Origin of the sequence: Ralstonia pickettii (genome assembly GCF_000607165.1) — a bacterium.
In the GTDB taxonomy this organism is placed as follows: domain Bacteria; phylum Pseudomonadota; class Gammaproteobacteria; order Burkholderiales; family Burkholderiaceae; genus Ralstonia; species Ralstonia holmesii.
Map to the genome: position 1 here is coordinate 70,897 of NZ_JFZG01000027.1, position 24,150 is coordinate 95,046.

Genomic DNA, 24,150 nt, shown 5'->3' on the forward strand with positions numbered 1-24,150 from the left:
GCTCCGGCGTGTCTCGCCTATTCCGTATGTTGCACAGGCTCGACATGGTGCAGCACCACGGGCGGCACGCGGCGCACATACCAGAGGCCGATCAGCGCCACCACCGTCGCCACGATCAGGCCGATATGGATGGCACTGACCAGCACGTGTCGCGCGGCTTCGAGCAGAGCCGTACCATCGTGGCCAGCAGCATGCAACTGCGAGAGCAACGCGGCTTGCGAGTCATGATCGATGAGAATTTCGGGATCGGCAAGCTGGCGCAGCCACTGCATCGCGCTGTCAGCGCTTAGCGCATTGGCAACGCCCGAGGCATAGCGCTCGCTTACCAGCGTGCCGACCAGCGCCGTGCCCACCATGCCGCCCACCATGCGCAGCGATTGCAGCAGCGCCGTAGCAATGCCCAGATGCGCACGGCCGGCCGTCTGCTGTGCAAACACGGTCAGATTGGGCAGCACGAAACCGAGGCCCAGCCCAGCCAGCAGCATCAGCAACGTCAGCACCGTATGCGGCATGCCCTTGGACGACACCGACATGCCGGCCACCGCCACTGTCAGCAGCGCAAAGCCGGCATACAGCATGGCGTTGGGATTGGGAATGCGCGTGACGATGCGCCCGTTGATGATGCTGCCCAGCGTGATGCACACCACCAGCGGCGTAATCACCAGACCGGCTTCCTGCGGCGACATGCCAAACCCGCCCTGGAACAGCAACGGTGCATAGAACAGCACCGCAAACATCGAGAAGCCCGACAGCAACGCCAGCATGAACAGCGCGGCCAGCGCCGGATTGCGCAGCATGTCGAACGGCAATAGCGGCTGCTCTGCACGCTGCTCCCACCACCACAGCGCCACAAATGCCGCGGCCGACAGTACCAGCCAACCAAACAGCGGCAGCGACAGGCCATGCCGCGGCAGCCATTCCACGAACAACTGCAGCGCACCCAGCGCCACCGTGATCAGCACCGCGCCCTGCCAGTCCAGGCGGATACGCCCGGTGTGCACGTTCTGACGCAGATGCGGCAAAAAGCGCCACGCAAACCACAGCCCCAACACACCGAACGGAATGTTCACGTAGAACACCGATCGCCAGCCGAACGCCTGCGTCATCCACCCGCCAAGCGTCGGGCCGATGGCGTTGGCAATACCAAACGACGCGCTCAGCATTACCTGCCAGCGCAAACGTACACGCGCATCCGGGAAGAGATCGGGAATGCACGCGTAGGCCGTGCCAACCAGCATGCCGCCGCCAATGCCCTGCAGCGCCCGCGACCACACCAAAAACGTCATGCTGCCCGCCATGCCGCACATGACCGACGCCAGCGTGAACACCACGATGGAGGCAATCACAAACGGCTTGCGCCCGTAGAAATCTCCCAGGCGGCCAAAGATTGGCACCGTCACCACGGACGTCAACAGATACGACGTCGCCACCCACGCATACAGCTCAAAGCCTTTCAGCTCAGCCACCACCGTGGGCAGCGCTGTGCCGACCACGGTCTGGTCGAAGGCGACCAGAACCACGACAAAGCAAATGCCGATCATCGCCAAGAGCGATTCCTTGAACGGCAAGACCTGGGTATGGGAGTGCGGGAGCGCGGTGTGGACGGCCATGACGGAGGAGTGACGATACAAATGATGCATCAACGATTGATGCGTCAATTAATAGTCTAACGGAATCGGGGCCGCCTTGCTTGCGCCGTCAGTGCAGTCGAGACCTATCACAGCCAGGAAAACGCGGTAACGCTCTCCTTGAGGAAGGGAACTTCCAAAAGCGGGAGCTTAGTGTCCGACTATCTCGGTTGAGCGAAGCCCTGCTGGCTCCAACTTCTGCGGAAGCGCGCGCTGTTTGATGAAGAGGGCGACACACGCGATCAAGCCCGCAATGGCAATGATTGAGAAGATGCCGCTGAACCCGACTTGTTGGCGAGTGAGCTCTGCCACAAGATAGGAACCCGCTATGCCACCAAACCGCCCAATTCCAAGCATCCAAGCAACGCCTGTAGCCCGACCTTGCGTCGGGTAGAAAGCGGCGGCCAGAGCGGGCATAGACGACTGCGCTGTATTCATCAGAACGCCGGCAGCAAAAACAACAACAACGAGCAGTCCGACGTTGCCAACGGCTTGACCAATGCCATACACGGTGAGGGCAGTGAGCGCGTAGCAAGTCGCAATCACCCGATTGGCGTTGAATTTGTCCATCAGAGCGCCGCACAGAACAGCACCAATGCCGCCCAGCGGGAAGAGCGCAGAAATCAACGTTGCAGCCTTTGGCGTGAGCCCGGCCTCCTTCAAGAGAATGGGCATCCAATTGATAGAGGCATAAAAGATCACCAGCCCCATAAAGTACGCCAACCAAAGCATGACGGATCCGACAACGTAGGATCGGGACAGAACCAATGCAATACCGCCTTGGCCCGATGGGGCCTGGGTCTGCTCGGTCATGAAGAACGATGACGCGTCGTGTGCGGCCACATTGATCTTCGCCAACGTACGGCGAATCTTCTCTACGGATTGGCTCTTCGCAATCATGTAGCGAACAGACTCCGGCAAATGCAAGACCAGCAGAAAGAGCAATGCAAGCGGCGCAAGACCGCCCAGCATGAGAACACTACGCCAGCCGAAATGTGGAATCATCCAGGCGGCCAAGAACCCTCCGAACGCGGCGCCCAGAGGGAAGCCGCAAAACATCAGGTTCACAATGACCGCGCGGCGTTTGTCAGGACAGAATTCGCTCATCAGGGTCACTGCGTTCGGCATTGCCGCACCAAGCCCGATACCGGTTACGAAGCGCAACGCTGTCAGGTTTGTGATGTTGCTCGCATATGCAGATGCGAGGCACGCGACACCGAAGACCAGCACAGAGACGATCAACATAAGGCGGCGCCCGATCCGGTCTGAAAGTGGGCCGGCGACGAGGGCACCCACTGCCAAGCCAAAGAGCGCAGCACTTAGAACCGGGGCAAGCGCTGGGCGCGAAATGCCCCACTCCGACACAAGCGATGGCGCAATGAAGCCGATGGCTGCTGTGTCAAAGCCATCCAACAGGACGATAAAAAAACACATCCCAAAGATAAGCCACTGGAACGGGCCGAACCGGCTGCCATTGATGATGCTCTGTGCGTCGACGATAGATTTACTCATGGGGCTTCCTAGAGATAAGCCGCAACAATCCGTGCCGGCTTCTAACAGGCTCCAAGGCGCGCTATGGCTTGAACGGACGGTCAATGCTTCATAGGAATGGGCCAGGGCATACCGCCTCTACCAGCACCATCCCTTCGCTTCACTGACAAGCGAGAAGTTCGAATTACGAACAATTGTTCTCAAAATGAACTTCATGCTAGGGTAGGCACGCGTCCATCGAAACTCGGGATAACCCGCACAGGCAAGGCTCCCATTGGAATGAGTACTGCCTGGACGTGGAAATGTCCGGTGCCGTTGATTCGTCCGTTGAGGCGTTTTTCATCGCCCCACGTGCGAATTCGACGGATGTCACCCAGCGTCGGACAGCACAAGGGAAACTGTGGTCGACACGAGGGTCCAGGACGTGTTGGCACACGCTGACGACGTTACGCCTGCGTGAGACATGTCAGCGGCGCGGCGTTCGTGACCGAATGGGATACGAAGGGAATGCGAAGGGAGATGGCCGCAAGCCAACTGGCGGTCACCTCGCTGGAGTTCACGGGCTCGGTGAACACTGCGCAGTCCTGCTGCATCGCGTTCCACATGCCGGGCGTGCCGGGGACGTAGGCCGTCTATGCCCGACGCAACGCGCCGATGCCTTGCTAAGCCATTGAGGAACCCGGCGAGCCGTTGCTGCCGACATGCCCGGCGGCAGTGCTGGCAGTCTGCGTGACCAGGTAGCGACCGGGCCGATGATTCAACGCAATGCTGAGGTTGAGCGCCACCGCCCCCACCAACGAGGCCACCAGCGCCATCGGGCTGACCACGACGAGAGACGCCAGCACGATGCCCACATCCACCGCCATCTGCAGCTTGCCAGCGCGAATGCCGTACTTGTCCTGCAGATACAGCGCGACGATGTTGACGCCGCCCAGGCTGGCCTGGTGCCGAAACAGGACGATGAAGCCCACGCCCATCAACGTGCCGCCAATGACACCCGCATACAGCGGATTGAGCGACCCCAGCTGTACGAAGTGCGCGTGCACCTCGCTCAGCCACGACACCAGCGCCACCGCACAGAACGTCTTGAGCGTGAAGCGCCAACCCATGTGCCGCACCGCCAGGTAATAGAACGGCAGATTGATGGTGAAGAACACCACACCAAAGGGCAGCGATGTGGCGTAGTGGATCAGAAAGGCCACGCCGGCCGTCCCGCCTGACAGCAGACCGCCCTGCTTGAACAGCGTGATGCCGAGCGACACGAACAGCGTACCGGTAACGATGGCGAGCACGTCCTCAAGCAGGCTATGCCGGGTGACACCGGGAACATTGTCGGGGGCATTCATGGGGGCTCCTTACGGATACCGTGGACACGCGCCGACTATGCCGCCGGTACGTCCGTCGGTTCTTTGATCCAAGCCAACCGCGCGTGAATCAGAACCTCCCGAGATGCACGCGTTGTGTATGCGCCGCAGCCGCCCAGCGTTGTTCGTCCGGCGCAGGTGCTGATGGCGATGTGGCGCGAAGCTCGCAAAACCACGGACCCCGGGGCCGCATGGGAATCCCTCAGCCAGAACCCGGAGAAAGCGCAACGCTACAAGCGTGTGCGCGACCAGGAAACCGCCACTGGATCCCGTAGTCCGCAGCATGGAGCGGCCGGTCTCGCACGCTTTTCTACGAGTTTTCCGAATAGGCGTGCTTGGCAAGCGCGGCAATCATGGGCGAGTGCTCGTAGTCTGCCCAGGAGAATCGTTATGCTCAGAGCCATCGACGGCGGTGGTGGCGTCCCGACGCCCCCCAAGCCCATCCAACCGCCGCCGCCCCCCAGTGCACGCGATGTGTCCGATGCCGAGACGGCCCTGAAGAATGCGCTCCAGGGCAAGGCACCCGACGATACGGCGGCGCTGAAGGCTGCCATTGAGAAAATCCAGCAGACGCAGCCCGCGGTCAGCCGAGATGCGCTTGCGCGGGCCGCCATCCTGCTGCAGGCCGCGCACAACAAGTCGGCACCGGCCACGACGCAACCCAAGGTCGATGCGCTTGAGCAGGCCGCCAGCCAAGTCGGCCTCACGCACGTGTTCGACAACACGACGCTGGACAGCGCCACGCATTCGCTGTCCGACAAACCGCTGGCAACCGACCAGGCCCCGCCCACGCAAGCCGTGACGCTGCAAGACGCACGGGCCGCCATTCAGGCAGGGCTCGACGGCGGCATGACCGAGGCCGAAGCCGTCAACGCAGCACGTGCCCAGCTTGGCGGCAGCGAGCAAAACGAGACGGTCCTGAGCGAAGCCGCCCTGACCATCGCAGCCGAAAAAGCCGTGGCAGACGGCAAGGTCCCGGCCGATGCCGACCCCATCCAGAATGCTGCCAAGCAGGACGTCTGGCTCGGCATTTTCTCCAAACCCACCATCGACAACGTGGTGAAGGCGCTGCACGTCGAGCTCAAGCCGGCAGCCAATCTGGACGACACCGTCAAGGCCACGCAGACCGCCTTCGAGACCTGGCAGAAGGACAAGGCCGCCAATGCCGACGCGGCCACGCTGGCGCGCGACAAGCAGGCCTACCACACCGCCCTTTCCGATGAACTGAACACCGCTGCCGGCCAGCCCGACAGCCAGTGGCGTGCTGATCCACTCCAGACCGATCGGCGCCTGCTTGCCGAGCGCCTGGTCGCGCAACGCAATAGCGCCGCAAGTGGCACACAAGGCAAGCCTGACGCGGCCAGCGTGTTGAACGACCTGCACGCCGCAGAGATCGTTGACGCGGCGCAGGCCGCACGCGCGTCAGGCGGCGCTGACGGCAACCTCAAGGCAGCGCAGGCGCTCACCCAGCAATTGCGCGGCGTGGCCAACACCGACCCGCTCTATGCGAGCGTGATGGACGACGCACGCACGCAGGACATCCAGTCTGGCGCGCTGCAGGACATCACCCACGCCAGCGGCAAGAACCCGCACGACACGCTGGTGGCCGAAGGCAATGCGCTATCGCGCTACAAGGACACGGTGCTGTACAAGGACCTCGTCAACTCGGTGCTGAACGCCGGCGTCACGCACGACAACATCACCAAGGTGGGCACGCCTGGCGAACTGCGCGACATCGCAGCGCTGCTCGAAGACGTGCAGCGCGCCTCGCCCGAACTGGCGCAGTCGCTCTACACGCAAAACCTGCAGGGCAAGGTCGACAGCAAGATCAAAGCGGGCGACCCCGAGGTCTACGCCCCCTCCATGCAAACGCTGGACAAGCGCGACGACTACTACGGCCCCATCAGCCGCATCGTCAACGCGCTGGGCGGCCCGAAGAGCGACGGCGCAGCCCATGTCATGGGCAGCCTGCGGTCCTTCCTCTACAACGCGCAGGCCGACCAGGACCGCTACAAGGAAAACGGCTATACGCCGCCCAGCACACCGTTCGACACGCTGGGCCTGGCTAAGGCCAACAATGCATCGATGGCGCCGTACCAGACCATCATCGATGAAGACCCGAACGGCGCGCTGTCTAAAACGCTGCAGAAGCACACCGGCCTGAAGCCATCGCCGCCCACGGTGCCGGTCGGGCCGGACGATGCGGCCCACCTATCCAAGGCCCAGGCGGCGCTGGACAAGGCGCTGGGCGGCGGCACGGCCGATGCGGCCGGCCTGCAGAAGGCGCTCGATGCCGCGCGCAACGACAAGGCAAACGCCGACATCAGCAACCAGACATGGGCCCAGGCAGCGGTGCTGGCACGTGCCCAGGCAGTGACCGTAGCGCGGCAACAGGACAACACCAGCGACAAGGCAGGGGACAAGGCCGGGCAGCCCCAGCCCCCCAGCGACCCCATCGACCAGGCCACCAAGGACGTCGACGGCGACCAGCTTTTTACCGAACAGGACCTGCAGGACGGCGTGAACGCCCTGCGCAAAGGTAACGTGGCAGCAACGCCGGATGCCAAAACGCCCGACACGCAGCGCGACGGCGCCCAGCCCGACACCACCGCCCATCTGGGCCAACTGGTGGCCAGCGGCATGACGCTGCCCGAGGCCATTGCCGCCACGCGAGCCTGGCTCGGCGGCAACGAACAAAACGAGGCGATGCTGACGCAATCAGCACTGACAGTGGCTGCGCAACAGCATCTGGAGGACTACTACCAAGACCCGACCCAGGACCCCGTCGATGCCGGGGCCCAGGACCTCGCCAAGCTGAACGTGCTGGACCCGGACGTGCTGCGCGTCACGGCGGGCATCATGAAGCAGGACATCCAGCCCGACCAGAAGGCTCTGGACAGCGCGGTCACGCAGGCCCGCACCGACTACGCGGCGTGGCAAGACGCCAAGGCCAAATCTGACAAGGCGCCCGACAACGCGGACCTCAAAGCCGCTGCCGCACACGCCCTGCAGTCGTATCACAACGACCTCGACCAGGCGTTGAATGTAGCCGCCGGCCGCAAACCCGAAGATGGCGATTGGCAGCTCAACCCCGACAACGTCGATACCCTGTGGAAGGCGCAGAACGCCGTCACCATGGCCGGCATCGCGCCCGAGATGGAGACGGCGCGCGGCACCGGCAAGGACTCGCCCGAGTTCAAACAGTTGCTGACGAGCTTCCAGCAATGGCAGACGGGGCTTGGCGCGCAACAGGTGCTGCACATCGCAGCGCACGCCCTGCAAACCAACGGTGGCCCGGGCAAGGGCGACGCGGCGGCGGCCAAACGGCTCACGGGCCTGCTCGCCGGCATGCAGTCCGGTGACCCGCTGTTCGACCAGGTCATGGGCGATGCGAGCATCTCCGGCTTGCAGCAGCGCGCGCTGCAATCCATCCTCGACCAGGCGCCCATGATGTGCACCGCCGCCAACGACGGCAAGGATTCGCCACAGGGCCGGCTCACCGCCATGGGCACGTCGCTCGATGTCTACAAGGGCACGATCTTCTACGCGCAACTGCTGGACGACACGATCCAGGCACCGCAGACCCAGTCGCTGTTTCAGCAGAGCGGCGCCCAGGTATTCGGCAAGGGCAAGGGTGATCAGGCCAACGCCGCGGCCGATCAGATGAACGGCGTCGCGCCGGACTTGGCCGCTGCGCTGTACCACAGCCAGTTCCAAGGCAAGCTGGACGTGACTGACCTGAAAGCCATGTCGCGCATCTACGCAGCCGCGGGCGGCGCACGCAACCAGGACATGACCGACCTGCGCAAGCAGATCGAGGGCCTGATGCTCAAGCCGCTCGACAACGGCGGGCTGGGCACCGAATCGGTGGATTCGCGGCTGAACACGACGTACTTTGTCGGCGGCGATGGCATGGCCGTGGTCACCGGACAGGATTTCGGGCTGAAAGATGTGAAGGACGACAACGTCCCGATGCAGCTCACGCAGGACATCCTCGGCGACAACATCGGCGACGACGTCAGCAAAGAGATCCGGCGCGAGACCGGCTTCAAAGACTCCCCCAAGCCGCCGGCGCCGGTCAGCACGGCCCCAAATGCGCCCAACGCGAGCCCACGGCTGCAGAACGACCTGCACTGGGCGCCCGACACCGCAGGCGTGAGCTCGGGCACCACCGCCGGCGTCACGGCCAGTGGCAACACCATCGGGCTGCCGTGGCAGGACGGCATGCACACCGTCACCAGCCAGGCCCAGGTGTACAACGCCGTGGGCCAGGCATACGGGCTGGACCCGACATACTCGGCACGCTCTCTGGACGAGCAGCAAGCCATGGCCGACGGCCAGTTTGCTGAATACAACGGCAACGAAGTCGTCTACGACCACAAGGGCCACAAGACCACACTGGCCCAGGTGGCCAGTCAGCTCATGCACGGCGAAGGCGTGAACACGCCCAGCGGCGCCACGCCCGTGGCACTTACCTCGCTGTCGATGCAGTGGTGGGACAACCGCGAGGGCAAGGGCGACGCCAAGCGCCTGGCCATCATGGAGGGCATCGGCACCGACGGGCGCTATATCGACGTGGGCCCGGCCGATACCACCGTGCGCAACGGCTATGGCGACTGGCAATCGCACAGCGGGCTGGATCGCGGCCTGCTGATCGCCCAGCCGCACTGGGTGGTCGATGCCAACGGCAACCTGATGACCGACGACGGTTACTGGAAGACCTACAAGCCCGACGACCACTGGTACAACTGGGAGCACCTGAAGACCGATCTGGAGATCGGCCTGACGGTGGCGGCCGGCATCGTCACCACCGTCGTGCAACCCGAGACCGCTGCGCTGTGGGCCGTGGTGCTATCGAACCTGGCCGATGCGTACTTTGCAGTGACCGCCGTGGCCGGCGCGGCACAGTCGATCAAGGCGCTTTCCACCGCCAAGGGGCGCGACGATCCGTGGAACTGGGTGGGCCTGGGTGCCAACGTGCTGGGCGGGGCAGCGGGCGTGGGCGGGCTCGTCAACCGCACGGCCGTGGCCGCAGCGCGCGTAGGCGCCTACAACGCCGACTTCATGGAGGCGATCAACGCGGTGCGCATCACGCGCGGTGCCAGCGCGGAAGATGCGGCGCGCATCAGCCTGCTCAATGACAATCGCTGGGCGTTGCGCCCGTTCCAGAACAACCTCACCAACGCCGTGCTCAGCCACGCGCTGTATGGGTCGCCCGCGGCAACCGCCAACGCGGCGCAACGGCTGAATGCCGTGTTCGGGGTCACGCGCAACCCGGGCGTCGTCGCCGACCTCACGCGGGGCACGCTGCGCTTGCAGCGGCTGAATGAGGCCATCCCGCTGCTCAACCGGGCGGACGTGCTCGCCAGGCTGCCCGCACGCCTGCGCCGGCTGGCCGGGCTGCGGTTCCTGGGCGGCGGCGCCCTCGCCTATCGACTGATGGGCACCGGCGCGCTCAACACCAACCTCGCGGCCATGCTGCACCAGGGGCAGTCCCTGGCGACATCCAACGGACAGGCCACGGGCGAAGACTGGGTGCAGTTCTTCACCTCGGCCGGGCTCATGGGGGCCGGCATGGGTGTGGCGCGCCAGCATGGCGCATCGCAACGGCAGGCCTACGAGGCGGCGGCAGCCAACCTGGCTGCTTCTGGCATGCGCATGCCGGGCGTGGCGCCCGACCCGGGCAGCACGCCGGTACAGCGCGTGGTGCCCGAACTGGGGCCGCGTGGCGCCGAATCGGCACTCGAGTCGCAGCAGGCGCTGCTTGCCAGGGTGCAGGCAGACGGTGCAGATGGCGCGTTGCGTAACGACGCGGTGTACCGCATGTACGCCCGCACGGGCGGCGTCACGGGCCCGGAAGACACCATGCCGGGCGAGTTCTATTTCCCTCGCCTGATCGCACTGGCAGAACAGCGCCCCGAAGGGGCCTACACCGTGTCGCAAGCCGACGGCGCCTTCGTTGACAGCACAATGCCGACGGAAGGCCGTGCGCGCACCACGTTCTATCACTTCCTGCGCGAGGACGGCCGGGTCGACCCGGACGCCGTCACCGAGCGCGTCTATGTCAACGCAAAGACGTCGCATGTGCTCGACGTGCTGGACTTCCTGGTGCGCGGCGTGGTGGACCAGCCCGGCCGCTTCCCCGGCATCTACGCGGCCAAGGCGGCCGGCCCCGACGCCGCCGGCCCGCGCGCCGACAACATCGTCGTGTATGCCACCGACCGTGCGGCTGTGGACCGCGTGGTGGAGGCGTTGCGGCATTACCAGCAGCAGCATCCGGAGTACTTCCACGACACCGTGCCGTCGATGACCGAGGCGCAGCTGCGCGGCGTGTCCACCGCGGCGGAACCGCCCCCCGCGATGGTCGACCGGCTGCTCAGCGCCATCGACAGGTTTGCCGCCGGCAACACGCAATTTGGCGCCACCGACATCGGCCGCACGCCCAGCCCGGAACAGAGCTTTGGCAGCATCCGCGCCTACGCGATCTCCTTGGCCCAGCACGACACCGTGCTGGCGCAGCAGGCCGCCGCGCAATACGGCGTACCGTTCGATTACAGCGCCGCGCTGCAGAAAGCCACCAGCCGGCGCTTTGCCGAGATCGGCATCGACCCCGCCAACCCGGCGCGCAACCTCGGCGGCCCCGTGGCACGCCCGGCCGGCTCGCCCGACTACAGCGGCACCGGCACGCAATACCGCCCACACGACGGCACATACGAGACCACGCCGGCCGACCGCGTGACGATGTCGTTTGGCGGCGCACCGCTGCCGCCCAGCGCCCGCGCACTGATTGGTGCCTCCGACACGCTCACGCGCCAGTTGCGCCTGCTGCAAGACGCCGGCTGGACGGTGCGCCTCGGACACCCCAACCAGGGCTCTGCCGTGGATGCCGAGCGCAAGACCATCACGCTCGACGCCAATGCGCACGACGCCGGGGCGCTGGTCTACACGCTGGGCCATGAGGCCGACCACGCTGTGAAGGCCGAACTCGATCTGCAGGGCCTGCAACGCCACAGCGAGGGCAGCTTCGTGCAGTCCTTGCTCGCCGGCGAGGCCAGCGCGCAAGGCAACGCGTTCAACGTCCGCGATGAGGTGCTGGCCGCAACCGGTGTGGACATCGGCGCCCGCGCGCAGATGCCGCAGCCCCTGGAGCAGGCCTACGCGCAGTGGGATGCGAACAACCCAGAGGCCTACCTGCGCCTGGCGCAGACCATGGGCAGCATGCGCACGTCCGTCGCGCCAGACCAGACCTACGTGCAGTACTACGCCTCGCGCTGGAACGGCGGGGCGCCCGGCACACCGCACATGCCGGCGCCGGCGACGGCGTCCGGCGCCCAAAAAGCGGCGCAGGCCGCCGAATGGCTCGATGTGAAAGACTTGCGGACGTTGCGGCACGTGCCCGGCGCCGAGGTACCCAGGCTGAGCGATTTGGCCGGCAAGGCGGGCAGCAACACCGTCCTGATCGCGCTCAAGGGCACCAGCCAGCCGGACGGCACGCCCGTCATCGTGGCCACCACGCAACTGCGCGACGACGGCACCTTCGCGCCGCCCCAGGCCGTGCGTGGCAGCAACGTCCCCAAGATCGTCAAGCGCGCCGTGCGTGGTGATAACTCAGCGATGCACACCGCACGCAAGGGCGTCGACTTCTACATCAGCCCCGTGCCGTACGAGCGGTTGCAGGCGCTTGGCGGGCCATCGCGCATCAATAGCGATGACGGCTCGCATGTGCTGTCGCCTTCGGCCGACAAGATCGACGCCGAGGTTGTCACGCACATCGAGCAGCTCGGCGGGGCCAAGCGCTACAAGAGCGTGCAAGAGGCGACCAGCGCCGCGAAGGACAGCGACATCATCTACGTCATCGACAAGAAAGGCGGTGCCCCGAAGGGCCACGCCAAGCGCGGCACCGACGGCACATGGACATACCACGTGGATGCGCCCATGGACGGGGCTACCGTGCCCGAACGCAGCCTCGAAGCTGCCTTTGCCAAGCAGCAGACGCACGGCGCACGCACACTGCGCAGCGCGCCGCGCGGCGTGCGCTTCGTGGTGAGCTCGGTGCAGCCCGAGACGGTCAAGGAACTGGGCGGCTTCCTGGAACCACGCACGCTATGGAAGCGGGCCGAATACGGCATGCCGGCCTTCAAGCCGGGCGAAGTTGCACAGGCCACCACCACACTGAACCGGCAGGCCAACGGCGGCTTCCTGCGCGGGCGCGCTGCGCAGCTTCTGCAATGGCGGCAGCGCACGCTGGAGGAGCCCGTCACCACCGGCACGCCGCTGGAAGCCACGGCTTACGCCTACGCCGACACGCGCATGCTGCCCGAGTCCGACGCCCATGCGCTCGACTACAGCGGGGCGAACATCGTCCATCTGCGCAACCTGGCGAAACAAGGCAAGCTCGAAGCCGGCACGCATTACATCTACGTCTACGAGACGGCCGACCACGCTGGCAAGCTGGGGGGCCATACGCCCATCGGCCGCCTGGAGCCCGATGGCAATACCCTCATGTGGTATGACGCGCGGAACAAGGCAGCCACGCAGCACAACGGCACCCCGGCCAATGAATTGGCAATCGGACACGACAGCTTCGGCTCGGATACCCACTTCCTGCTCACGCGTCTGCCGCCCGATCAATTCGAGGCATGGCAGCGCAGCGGCGCCGGCCTGGAGATCGGCGTGTTCCAGCCGGTGCTCTCCAGCACCACCACGACGGCGCTGCCGCCCGACGCGCCCAAGCTAGGCAACCTCACCCGCCCGCTGGACGAGGTCGAACTGCTGGCCGGCAAGGAGACCGATCCCTATGCCAGCAATGTTGAATTCAAACCCGTCAAAGACCACGCGCCCCAGGTGGTGATGGCCGATGCGCAGCTCTGGCGCAAGCTCAAGCTCAAGCTGCGCGTGGCACGCGATGTGGCCGCCAACACCGTGTCGCGCCGCGTGCCATTCGCGGGCAAACGCATCGCACAGCGGTTCTCGGCGGCGGCCACGGGAGACCGGCACATGGTCAACACGTTCCTGCGTTCGGAGTTCCCGCTCCAGGCGCGGTTGGCGCCGATGGGCCGGGCGTATCGCCTACGCGACGACCCCGCCAAGGCTCTTGCGTTCATCAAGAAAACGGGCGGCGCCATGCCGGTGATCTCGCTCGTGGTCGACCCGTATTCGCTGCGTGCCGCCGTCGGCAAGCGACAGGACCCAAGCTTTGTGCAGGCCGCCAAGCAGATCGACGTGAACAACGCCACCATCGACCATGCGAATGCACAGATCAAATCCGGCAGCGGCGCCGATCAGAGGAAGCTGTTCCTGGATGACCTGCACCAGTCGCGTCTCGACAAATGGCTCGACCTGTCGGCGCAGACCGGTGTGGTCATCCGCCTCGAATTCGCGCCGTCGCGGCCGCTGATCGGCACCAACGACCACTTCACCGCGCGCACCAATGACGCGTACGACAACCACGTGCGGCTGTTCTCGATGCTTGAGAAATGGGGCAGCACCCATGCCGATGCGCCGCCACCCCACGTGATGGTCAGCTTCCACGGCTGGGATACGGTGCTCGAGCCGGTGCCGGGCGGGGGCAACGCCAAGCTCGTCGAACAGGTGCTGGAGCGCCCCACGCTGCCCTGGGTGCACATGGGCGTGTCGTACGCCACCAATGGCGCCGACGCCATCGCCAACGAGCGGCTGAACACCGCCGTGGCCGACATGGTGCTGCGCTTTGAGCAAGACGGCGCGCCCACCCAAGGCCGGCTGCATGGCGACGACGCCCTCACGCGTGTGTTCGAGCGCCCCTCCAAGAGCCAGTACGATGCCCAGAACCAGGTGCTGCTGGCCGAGATCGCGCGGTTGGGCAAGCAGAAGTACAGCCTGTCGGACAGCCAAGTCAACGCGATCATCGACCGCGTCTTCAACGGCAACACGACCGCGCTCGTCAATCGCGCCCGCGCTACCGAGATCGACTTTGCCAAACCGCTTTGGGAAGCCAAGTGGCACCTGAGTCCGACAGAAAAACGCGCCCGCCAGTTTGCCGACCAATGGACGACCGAGATGGGCGTGGCTGCGCGCCCCGCGGGCGCGAACGCGCTGCCGGCGTCGGCAAGCAACCAGGCCGCTCCCCTGCCCACCTGGCGGGAAATGGTGGAAAACGAGAAAGCCCTGTCGGTGGACGCGTCCGGTGAGCCGCAGAGTGCCGGGCGCGTGGAAACCACGCAGACCGCGCGCAAGATGCTGGTCAAACCCGAACAGGCATCGGCGGAACTCAATGCGCTTGGCGTGGAGGGTGCCAAGCCCAAGCTTGGCACGCGTGCGCGCGAAGTGGTGACCGTGGGTGCCTCCGTGGCAGGGGGCGCAGGTGCGGTGCTGATCGGCATACCCGGCACTGGCGCCAATACCGTTTCGCTGGCCAGCAATCCCTCCATGCTGCTGCTGCGTGTCGGACGCTCGGCGCAGGTGCTGCATCAGGCGACGATGGCAACCATCGAGCGCGCAGACCCACGCGTCTTCAGCCAGGCCACGCAGACGATGGTCGACCGGCTGGTCAAGGCACTGCCAGACCACACGTCGGAGAAGACCGTACCGGCCAACCTGGCAGAGATCGAGGGCCGCCTGCGCACATTCGTTGCCGAAGCCAACTGGAGCGTGCACAACATCTACCAGCGCCTGGGCAATCGGGAAATCACGCGCACGCAGGCCAGTGATGCCACGCAGGCCGTGTCGGCCGATCTGGTCAAACAGATTCAGGCCGTCTTCAGCGGCACCGGGCTGCAGCAGGTGCATCTGGGCCACCCGCGCACCAAGCTCGGCTATTGGGGCCGACAGATCGCCATCGGCGGTTACAGCGCGGGGCTGGCCTCGTATGCGCACGCGATGGCGACCAAGGCGTGGACACTGGCGCACGATTCGGCCATCTGGTACGTGCTGCCCACAGGCGGCACAGTGGCGTCGATCGCGTACACCACCGGGGTGCTGCTCGGGCGCGGGCGCAACATCGACATTGAGCAGCGCAGCCGCACGGTGCGCGGGTTCGATATCTCGGCAGACACGCTGGCCGCCACCGGCGGCATGCTGCTGGGCGCCGCGCAGCTGGCGGGTGGCGACTACATCAAGGGCGTGCCGATGCTGCTGTCGTCGGGCGCGCTCGGCCTCTCACGCTTCAGTTCGCACTTTCCGAATGCGTCGGAGTTTGTCAGCAAGCACAAGATCGCTATCGCGCTGCTGCCGCTGTCGGCGTATGCATTCAACCTGATCAAGCCGCTGTTCATGCAGGACGACAAGAACAAGCGCCCGCCCGGCACATCGGCTGTCACGCCGTCGCCCAGTGCATCACCGAGTGCATCGGCATCGCCTTCGGTGTCACCGTCGCCATCGGTCTCGCCGTCCGCGTCGCTCTCGCCGTCCACCTCGCCGTCCACCTCGCCCTCGTCGTCGGCCAGCCCGACTGCGCCGTCAACCAGCCAGCCTCCCAGCACACCGGCCACCCCGCAACCCGCGCCCACGCATTCCGAGTACGTGGTGCAGTCGGGCGATACACTCAACGGCATTGCCGACCGGTATCGCACTCCGCTGTTGCACGAGGCGCACGTCTCCGATGCGCAACGCCAGGCCATGTCGGACGAGCAGCAGGTCGAGGCAGCCCTGGCGCAGTTGCTGCAGATCAACCCGCAGTTCGCACATCGCAATGTCGGGCTGATCCACCCGGACGAGCCTATCGTGATCGTGCCGTGAGCCGCGTGGCCGAGTCGGGTTTCCACCGGCCGCGGGGCGACGCGGCCGCCCCATTCCTCTGGGTGCATCTCGCACGTCCGGCGTCTGCCTAGACCGGCTGAGACAGCAATCGCTCGAGCGCTTCAAGCCTATGTCTGCGTATTGTGGTGATGGCGTAGAAGCGTTCCAGCAATTGCGTCGACTGCCCTACAGTCACCAGGATTCCCGCTCGCAACTCATCTTGAACGACAACTTCGGGCAACACAGCCAACCAGCCGCTGTCACGTGCAATCAGACGCAGCATGGCCATGTCGTCTATCTCCGCCCGCAATCGGGGGACCACACCCATTGACGCGCACAGAGCGTCGAACTGAGTTCTAAGCGCGTGGCGCGGCCCAGGTAACGCAATCTCAAGCCCATCAAGATCTTCTGGGATGTGCAGGGTTCGGCCTTTCCAGACTGCTGCTGGCCCTACCAGGGAAATGGATTGACTACCAAGATACTGACAGTGAAGAGGGCGATCCGGATTGGTGGGCACGCTTTCATTGGCGAGCACAACGTCAAGTTGATGTTCGACCAGCCGGCCGAGCAAGTCTTCGAGAACCCCGGATTCCAGGGTGAGTAGCACTTCGGGGTCAGCCAAGAGCGGCTTGATCCAGTTCTCCTGATAGTTTCTCGACAGGGTCGCCACACTTCCAACGCGAAGTCGCGTCATTCCCTCGCTTCGGCCAACCAATCTTCCGAGCATCTCCTGGCCGAGTCCGAAAATGTCTTCAGCGTAGGACAGCACGACCTGGCCGGTCTCGGTCAGCACCAGGCTGCGTCCTTCCCGGCTGAATAGGGCATCGCCAAGTCTTTCTTCCAACTGGCGGATCTGAGCGGAAAGCGCCGACTGGGAGGTGTGCAGCTCGCGGGCGGCGCGCGTGAGGTGTCCCAACTTGGCCACGCGCCAAAAGTAGAACAAGTGATGGAAGTTAAGCTGCTCCAGCCTGATCATTCTGTTTTATATATCAAATCGTTCTGATCATTGAATTTTACAGAATGATTTCCAGAGGAGAAGATGCGGGCACACGAATTTTCGCCAGCGCTTCCCATGGACATCGTTCACGTTCTTACGGCTGTTTCGACACTCCTGCCGGCAGGTTTGATGGGGGTGGCCGCCCTCCTTCCTCGGTCCGCCCGCGCAAGTACGCCGACACTTTGGCACGGCTTTATCGCACTGTCGGCCATCTCCTTGTGTGCTGCCATATTCTCTTTGGCCTGGGCGACGTGGAGTTCCGGCGAACCTCTTGGCAGCTCCGTCCTCTCGCCTTGGCTGCGCCTGTCCCTGATTGGCGGTTGGATGGCCGTGCTTGTCCAACTGCTGGGCACCTGCATCGGCGCGTTCTCTGCGCGGTACCTGCAAGGCGAGCAAGGGCAACGCAGCTATCTCGGCGCGCTTGCCGGGGTGTTGGCGTCTGTGCACCTGCTCCTGCTCGCAGACCATTGGGTGGTATTGATCGGAGCATGGGCGACGATCGGCGTCGCGTTGCAGCGTTTGCTGTGCTTTTACCCGGACCGACCGTTCGCAATGCTTGCCGCGCACAAAAAGCGTTTGGCAGACCGGTTGGCAGATGTCTTCCTGGTGACGGCAGCCGCGTTTGCCTGGCACGAGGTAGGCAGCGGTTCTCTGTCGCAGTTATGGCTTCACATTGCGCACGAAGGGGTATCCGCGAGCCTTCAGGTCAGCGCGGTCTGCATCGCCGTCAGTGTGATCTTGAGAACAGCCTTGCTGCCCGTGCACGGATGGCTCATCCAGGTCATGGAGGCTCCGACGCCCGTATCGGCGTTGCTGCATGCGGGTGTAGTGAACCTGGGCGGGTATGTGCTGATCCGATTTGCCCCGCTGCTCAGCCCGAGCGCGCCGGCTCGCTGGCTGCTGATCACGGTAGGGCTGACCACGGCAGTCATGGGCGGGTTGATCATGCTCACCCGGATCAGCATTAAGGTCCGGCTGGCCTGGTCCACGGTGGCGCAGATGGGGTTCATGGTGATGGAGTGTGGATTGGGCCTGTACACACTGGCAGCGCTTCACCTCCTCGGCCATTCGCTTTACAAGGCGCACGCATTTCTCTCCGCGTCCTCGGTGGTCGATCGGCTTCGCGTGGAACAGCTCCTTGGCCATGAAAAGCGCTCGCGCTTGAGTTTGTACGCAGCCCCCGCCATCGCAATCGGCATCGTCGTCCTTCTTCATGCGCTGGTGGATCAGATTCCCTGGCCTTGGTGGTGGAGCGGCATTCTCGCGCTTGCGTGGGCGCCACTGCTTTGGCTGCCATCCGTCAAGGAAGGCTCGACCGCTGCAATGCTGCTGGCCAGACTTGTCGCAAGCCTGATCAGTATTGCGGGTCTCATGGGCGCAGCAATCGTCCTCCACCTCTTGCCAACTGGCATAGCGGACCACGCCGACACAGGTGGCGGCATTGCAGCGTTGCTCAGCATGGCTGCCATGCATTGCGTCTTGGTGGCGTTGCAGACATCTCCCCACGCTTTGGCTTCTCTGCGCCGTGCCTGTTATGCGGGCCTTTACTTGGATGAGTTTTATACCCGTTTGGCGTTGCGCTCCTGGCCGACCAAATGGACGCCAAGTCGCTCGGATGTCTTCCCCCTCGCAGTCGCCCGAGCCGCCAAGGCGAATGCAAACCAGTAAATGCTGCTCAGAGAGGTTCACATGAACAACGGTATTGCCTCCTTAAACAGTCCCGGCCCGATGTCGGAACATAACGCAGCCTGCGTCAACCTTGAGGCCGAAAAGTACACGGACGCTGCGCGGCTGGAGCAGATGGAAGCCGCCTGCAAACAAGCATGCGCAGCGATCGCACCGGCATGGCCTTTAGATCGGGCAATTGCAGTCAATCCTCATTGGGGCCGGGTGAGCATGCCTGTTCGCCAAGTGGCAGCCCGGATGGCAGTGCTTGGAGGCATCCAGGTGTTTCCAAGCCGTCCAAGCCTGCGCCAAGCGTGGCAATCTGGCCGCATCACCAAAGACGACGTCGAATATGCGCTTGCTGCCTTGCCCGCCGCCAAAGTGTCCGGTCTGACGGCTTCCCAATGCCTGAATGCCATCAACACCGATTGGTCAGCGCCACGTTTGCCGTTGCTGATCGACATACTTGACACCGATCCATTGCGCCATACGAGGCTTTCCTGGCGCGAGGCAATCACGCACCAGGTTAGCCAAAGTTGCGCCGCCTATTTCGACGAGAATCAGTCGGACTGGGCTATCCAGAAAAACGATGGGCTGTATGCCTTCTGGCGCGACACGTTACGGCACGATCGCGGCATTGGCTTGCTAATGGGCATTCCGAACCTTGAGCTGCATCTGGCGGAGCTGCCGCCCCCGTTCCGGGACGCCGAACACTGGGCGCTGGAGCAATTGGATCTGCCCAGCGATGTCTGGCCAGATTATCTGGAAGCCGTATTGCTCACGGTGAATGGCTGGGCATCTTGGTGCGCCTACCTTGGGTGGCAAGCTCGTCAGAGCGGGAAGGAAGATCCAAACCTGCGTGAGTTGCTTGCCATTCGGCTTGCCTGGGGCGCCGTTCTGCAGAAGTGTCATGACGACTACAGCACGAAGACCGCCATTTCAACCCTTCGCAACGCCTGGCGCCGCGCATCTTCGACGCTTGCAGAGGCCGAGGACGCTTTGCTGATCGACGAGGTTTGGCAGTACGCCCTGGAAGCCGGTTACCAGCGCCAGCTAGCGCATCGCGTAGGAGCGTCCTGCGTGGCGCCTGAGCCCTCCGAGATTGAAGTACAAGCAGCGTTTTGCATTGACGTCCGCAGCGAACCCTTGCGGCGTTCCTTGGAGGCGGTCTGGCCGGCGGTCCAGACGCTGGGCTTCGCGGGATTCTTCGGCATACCCATTGCCTATACGCCGCTCGGAACAGGGGCACGGCGCCCGCAACTACCCGGCTTACTGTCGCCTTCGATGGAGGTGACAGACAGCGTCTACCTCAGTACAGGCCAAGACGGACCCTCTGCTGACGGTACGGTCGCACGCGCACGGCGCACCCGTCTCGGGGTTGCCGCACAGTTGAATCAATCCAGTCGCTGGCCCAGCGGTGCGTTCTCGTTTGTCGAGATTGCAGGCGTTGGCTACGCCGGCGCGCTGTGGCGGTGGGTCCGCCCGTCGACGCAGCGGCGCGCGCGTGCAGACTTGGCAGGATTGCCCTCCCGGTACAAGAAGGTATGCAGACCTGCACTGCTATCGCAGTCTCCACGTGAAAAAGCTGACCTGGCGGGGCGCGTGCTCCGCGCCATGGGGCTCGCTCACAATCTGGCCCCGTTAGTGGTGCTCGTCGGTCATGGCAGCCAGTCGAACAACAATGCGCATTCGGCATCTTTGGATTGCGGCGCATGCTGTGGCCAAAGCGGTGAGGTCAATGCCCGCACCTTGGCCCTGCTCCTCAATGACCCGAAGGTGCGCGCCGAGTTGGTCAACTTGGGCGTCGACATTCCAGCACGGGTGCAATTTGTGGCGGCGCTGCATAACACGACAACCGACGAGATCGAAGCCTTCGACCTCGACCTGTTGCCCGAATCCGCGCTTGAGCGCTGGGCACGCTTTGAAGACGCAATGAAACACGCTTGCGATCAGGTCAGACGCGAGCGTGCGCCAAAGCTGGGTGTCGATGCACGTTTGCAGCATGATCAACTCTTGACCAAGCTCCTGCGGCGCGCCAACGACGGTGCACAGACGCGACCGGAATGGGGGCTGGCCGGCAATGCGGCATTCGTGATCGCTCCGCGTTATCGGACCCAAGGTGCGGTGCTCGACGGACGCGTGTTCTTACATGATTACGACCACCGCAACGATCCCGACGGTAGCCTGCTCGATCAATTGCTGACGGCGCCCATGCTCGTGACCCACTGGATCAACTGGCAATATCACGCGTCAACATGTGATCCGCAACATCTGGGGAGCGGCAACAAACTCCTGCATAACGTCGTCGGCAGCTCAATCGGGGTATTTGAAGGCAATGGAGGGGATTTGCGAATCGGCCTATCCCGGCAGTCGCTTCATGACGGAGAGCGTTGGGTCCATGAGCCGCTTCGGCTGACTGTTCTGGTGGACGCGCCACAGGAAGCCATTGACCGGGTGATTGAACACCACATCGTCGTCCGGCAACTTGTCAGAAACGGTTGGCTACACCTCTGGCGGTTCGGGCACAACGAGCTTCAACGCTACACCGATGGCAAGTGGCAGCCGATCGGGCTGAGTACGGCGTGAGACAACCACGTCAGACCGCCAAAGGGACTTCCTTCTGGTTGCTCGGACCAAGCTCGTCTCTACGCAGTGCAGCCAAATCGCGTGAGCGTCTGAATCAGTATCCGGATTCATGAAAGAGGAAGCGCGAGCGCAATCACCAGGTTGAATGTTCGAAGAGCTCCTCTCAGCGCGCGACGACGGGAGCATGGATATTGATGCATTTCCGACTCATCAACAGGCATTGTGGTTGGCTGTAGAGAAATGCGCTGTTCGCCGTTGTAACGGGGTATTACCCTACAAGGGTGATGAGGAGGACTCGTGAAAAGGCTCCACAAGTCATTAGCCCCCAGGCATTACCGAAGCGGCGAAGCAGCAAAACTGGCTCGGATGCCAGCATCCACGCTGCGCATTTGGGAGCGCAGATACGCTGTAGTCTCGCCGCCGAAGAGCGCTTCGGGCCAACGCCTCTACACAGAGGAAGACATAGAACGCCTGCGCCTGATCAGAGGCCTTGTTGATCGTGGGCACCCAATCAGTGCCGTGGCGAGCTTGAATGCGGAATCTCTGAAGGCGCTAGTGGAATCGTCTGGCGTCGTTCAGGCGGCCTACGTTGAGCCCATTTCGCTTCTGATCGTAGGCTCAGTGTCACTTGACATCGCTAATTGCGCTTGCGCCCACATGCGTGTCTGCGGGCACCCCAGATCGCTTGAAGAGGCAATTCGAAGTGCACGCACAGGTATGAGGGCGGATGCACTGCTAGCCTCTGCTCCTTCGCTTCAGGAAGAAACGATTTCACGCATTGCGGCACTGGCCGAAGCGGTGCACGCGAAAGCCGTCAGCGTGATCTGCTCAGAGGCGTCAGTGCGCGCGACCGAGCGCGCAGGCCTTGGCGGCATACGCGTAATCCGACAATCCGACGCTGAAGCCAAGCCTGAACCGCTCGTCGCAGAGCTTGTCGATTGGGCTACGGCGCTCCGCCGGGCAGACATATTGAATGCCGACACTCGCAGGCGCTCGGCCCGCCGCTTCGACGACAAGGCGCTCGCCACTCTAGCCGGTCACGCCTCGGCGATTCAGTGCGAATGCCCGCGGCATTTGGCTGAACTCGTGATCCAACTCAGCGCGTTCCAACGCTATAGCGATGAGTGCATATACCGCTCGGCACGTGACGCCCTGCTGCACCGCCGGCTCGGGAACGTCGCAAACCGGGCGGTACAACTGCTTGAGACCGCGCTTGCGGAAATCGTCCGTCAAGAAGACTTGCTCAACACGGCTGAGCGCTAAACCGCTCCGACACGCCACGCCACGCCACGGTGACCATGAGCAGCTTCAAGCGATATTTCCAAAGACCCCTGCCCCTGCGCCTTTGCTGTTCAGTTGGGCACACGTCAGGAAGTCATCATGGGATTTGTTTGGATTACTGGAGCTAGCGGCGCTGTGGGCGCTGCCCTCGCTCGACGATTGAATAGCGCAGGCATTCCGCTGGTGCTGACTGCACGAGACCGAAGCAAGCTGGAAGCGCTTGCTGGCGCGCTCAAGTCGGCCCCGACACTGATATGTCCAGCCGATGTTACGGATCGGAATAGCGCTCAGCTTGCAGTCGAGGCCGGTGTCGCTCAGTTTGGTGCGCCGGAAGGCCTCGTGCACTGCGTCGGGTCGATCATCATCAAGCCGCTGCACCTGACTTCGGAGGACGAACTCAAGCAGGCATTCGACGCCAATTTTTTCTCGGCGTGGAATGTGTTGCGTCTGTTTGTACAGCAGGCCGTTCGCCACAGAGTGCACGCAAGCGCGGTCTTGATCGGCTCGGTTGCCGCCACTGCCGGCTTCCCGAATCACGAAGCAATTGCCAGCGCGAAAGCCGCCGTCGGAGCGCTTGCGCAGTCGGCGGCTGCAACGTATGCGGACCGCAATATCCGCGTCAATTGCATTCATCCGGGGCTGACCACGTCAGCAATGTCTTCTCGCCTGACAAGTGTTCCAGCAGTTGCGGAGCGACTCGCCAAGACGAACCCGATGGGCCGGCTCGGACAAGGAGAGGACACCGCGGCGCTCGCGGAATTTCTGCTCAGTCCTGCAGCCTCTTGGATCACCGGCCAGCAGATCGGCGTGGATGGCGGCCAAGGGCGACTACTCGTGCCACCTAAGTCATGAGTGCGCAGCCGAAATACTTGCGCAGCCTGGCTGTCCTGCTCGGCATCGGCGGCCTCGTCCCGTTTATCGGGTTGGCGTGGCTTTGCCTGCGGGACACCTCGGGGAGCAGCGAATACCAGCATTCGCTGGTGGTGTACGCGGCGTCCATTACATCGTTTGTAGGTGCGGTGCACTGGGGGCTCGTGCTTGGCGAGGCAAACACCACGCGCAGGCATGCCTTGCAGCTTGCCTGGAGCGTCGTTCCATCGCTCGCAGCTTGGGGCGTAACCACCAGTGGCCAGCCGCGCACTGCGCTCGTCAGGATGGCGCTGGTGCTGGCAGCCTGCTGGCTGACGGATGCTGTTTTTTCGCGTTGGGGGGCAATACCCGCCTGGTACTTCCGGTTGCGCAGTCTATTGACCTTCGTAGCGGTGGCGTCGCTCATGCTTACCGGTCTTGCGAGCTCGGGGTGAGCACCGAAGACCGGTACCCCACAAAGACGAGCTTTGCGCCAAGTTCATCAACTTCATCTGTGTCTGGAGCCTGTTCGGAGGGCCACGTGGCAATCGATTCAGAAAATGGAACCGTCATC

Annotated in this window: 10 protein-coding genes and 1 pseudogene; 7 read left to right on the forward strand and 4 right to left on the reverse strand. The window is 63.7% G+C overall.

Annotation, left to right across the window (positions count from 1 at the left end; all coding sequences use genetic code 11):
• Positions 1 to 17 precede the first annotated feature (17 nt).
• From BG83_RS0124740 to BG83_RS0124755, 3 genes are all read right to left on the reverse strand, one after another.
• A complete protein-coding gene (locus BG83_RS0124740; protein WP_024979273.1) occupies positions 18 to 1,610 on the reverse strand; it encodes an MFS transporter in 1,593 nt (530 codons plus the stop codon).
• Between the two features lie 168 nt (positions 1,611 to 1,778).
• Entirely contained in the window at positions 1,779 to 3,140 is a 1,362-nt protein-coding gene (locus BG83_RS0124745; RefSeq protein ID WP_024979274.1) for an MFS transporter, read from the reverse strand.
• Positions 3,141 to 3,781: 641 nt separating this feature from the next.
• Positions 3,782 to 4,465: a YitT family protein gene (locus tag BG83_RS0124755; RefSeq protein ID WP_024979275.1), complete on the reverse strand. Its 684-nt coding sequence runs from the start codon at positions 4,463 to 4,465 to the stop codon at positions 3,782 to 3,784.
• A 408-nt stretch (positions 4,466 to 4,873) separates the two neighbouring features.
• Here BG83_RS0124755 and BG83_RS0124760 point away from each other — a divergent pair, with 408 nt between their 5' ends.
• Positions 4,874 to 16,198: an LWXIA domain-containing protein gene (locus BG83_RS0124760; protein WP_024979276.1), complete on the forward strand. Its 11,325-nt coding sequence runs from the start codon at positions 4,874 to 4,876 to the stop codon at positions 16,196 to 16,198.
• A gap of 88 nt (positions 16,199 to 16,286) precedes the next feature.
• Here the strand turns inward: BG83_RS0124760 and BG83_RS0124765 are convergent, their stop codons facing one another.
• Positions 16,287 to 17,171 carry a LysR family transcriptional regulator gene (locus BG83_RS0124765; RefSeq protein ID WP_024979277.1) on the reverse strand — a complete coding sequence of 295 codons (885 nt, stop codon included), beginning with the start codon at positions 17,169 to 17,171 and terminating at the stop codon, positions 16,287 to 16,289.
• Between the two features lie 99 nt (positions 17,172 to 17,270).
• Between BG83_RS0124765 and BG83_RS0124770 the strand changes: the two genes are divergently transcribed.
• The 6 genes and pseudogenes from BG83_RS0124770 (at position 17,271) to BG83_RS0124790 (ending at position 24,031) form a co-directional block, all read left to right on the forward strand.
• Entirely contained in the window at positions 17,271 to 18,863 is a 1,593-nt protein-coding gene (locus BG83_RS0124770) for an NADH-quinone oxidoreductase subunit L (RefSeq protein ID WP_024979278.1), read from the forward strand.
• Between the two features lie 132 nt (positions 18,864 to 18,995).
• Entirely contained in the window at positions 18,996 to 21,446 is a 2,451-nt protein-coding gene (locus BG83_RS0124775) for a YbcC family protein (protein WP_235193273.1), read from the forward strand.
• Positions 21,447 to 21,743: 297 nt separating this feature from the next.
• Positions 21,744 to 21,959, forward strand: a pseudogene (locus BG83_RS30065) (MerR family transcriptional regulator); the annotation flags it as partial.
• Between the two features lie 204 nt (positions 21,960 to 22,163).
• Positions 22,164 to 22,709, forward strand: a complete 546-nt coding sequence (locus BG83_RS29940) for a hypothetical protein (RefSeq protein ID WP_235193274.1) — start codon at positions 22,164 to 22,166, stop codon at positions 22,707 to 22,709.
• Positions 22,710 to 22,802: 93 nt separating this feature from the next.
• Positions 22,803 to 23,579 (forward strand): SDR family NAD(P)-dependent oxidoreductase, encoded by a 777-nt coding sequence (locus BG83_RS0124785; RefSeq protein WP_235193272.1) that lies wholly within the window; start codon positions 22,803 to 22,805, stop codon positions 23,577 to 23,579.
• Positions 23,576 to 24,031, forward strand: a complete 456-nt coding sequence (locus BG83_RS0124790) for a DUF3429 domain-containing protein (RefSeq protein WP_024979282.1) — start codon at positions 23,576 to 23,578, stop codon at positions 24,029 to 24,031. The genes BG83_RS0124785 and BG83_RS0124790 overlap by 4 nt, the downstream gene beginning before the upstream one ends.
• The last annotated feature ends 119 nt before the right edge of the window (positions 24,032 to 24,150 follow it).

Coding starts and splice junctions, on each gene's coding strand:
- BG83_RS0124770 (WP_024979278.1), top strand. CDS start 17,271: ATGGACATCGTTCACGTTCTTACGGCTGTTTCGACACTCCTGCCGGCA.
- BG83_RS0124755 (WP_024979275.1), bottom strand. CDS start 4,465: ATGAATGCCCCCGACAATGTTCCCGGTGTCACCCGGCATAGCCTGCTT.
- BG83_RS0124740 (WP_024979273.1), bottom strand. CDS start 1,610: ATGGCCGTCCACACCGCGCTCCCGCACTCCCATACCCAGGTCTTGCCG.
- BG83_RS0124775 (WP_235193273.1), top strand. CDS start 18,996: ATGGAAGCCGCCTGCAAACAAGCATGCGCAGCGATCGCACCGGCATGG.
- BG83_RS29940 (WP_235193274.1), top strand. CDS start 22,164: ATGAGGGCGGATGCACTGCTAGCCTCTGCTCCTTCGCTTCAGGAAGAA.
- BG83_RS0124790 (WP_024979282.1), top strand. CDS start 23,576: ATGAGTGCGCAGCCGAAATACTTGCGCAGCCTGGCTGTCCTGCTCGGC.
- BG83_RS0124760 (WP_024979276.1), top strand. CDS start 4,874: ATGCTCAGAGCCATCGACGGCGGTGGTGGCGTCCCGACGCCCCCCAAG.
- BG83_RS0124745 (WP_024979274.1), bottom strand. CDS start 3,140: ATGAGTAAATCTATCGTCGACGCACAGAGCATCATCAATGGCAGCCGG.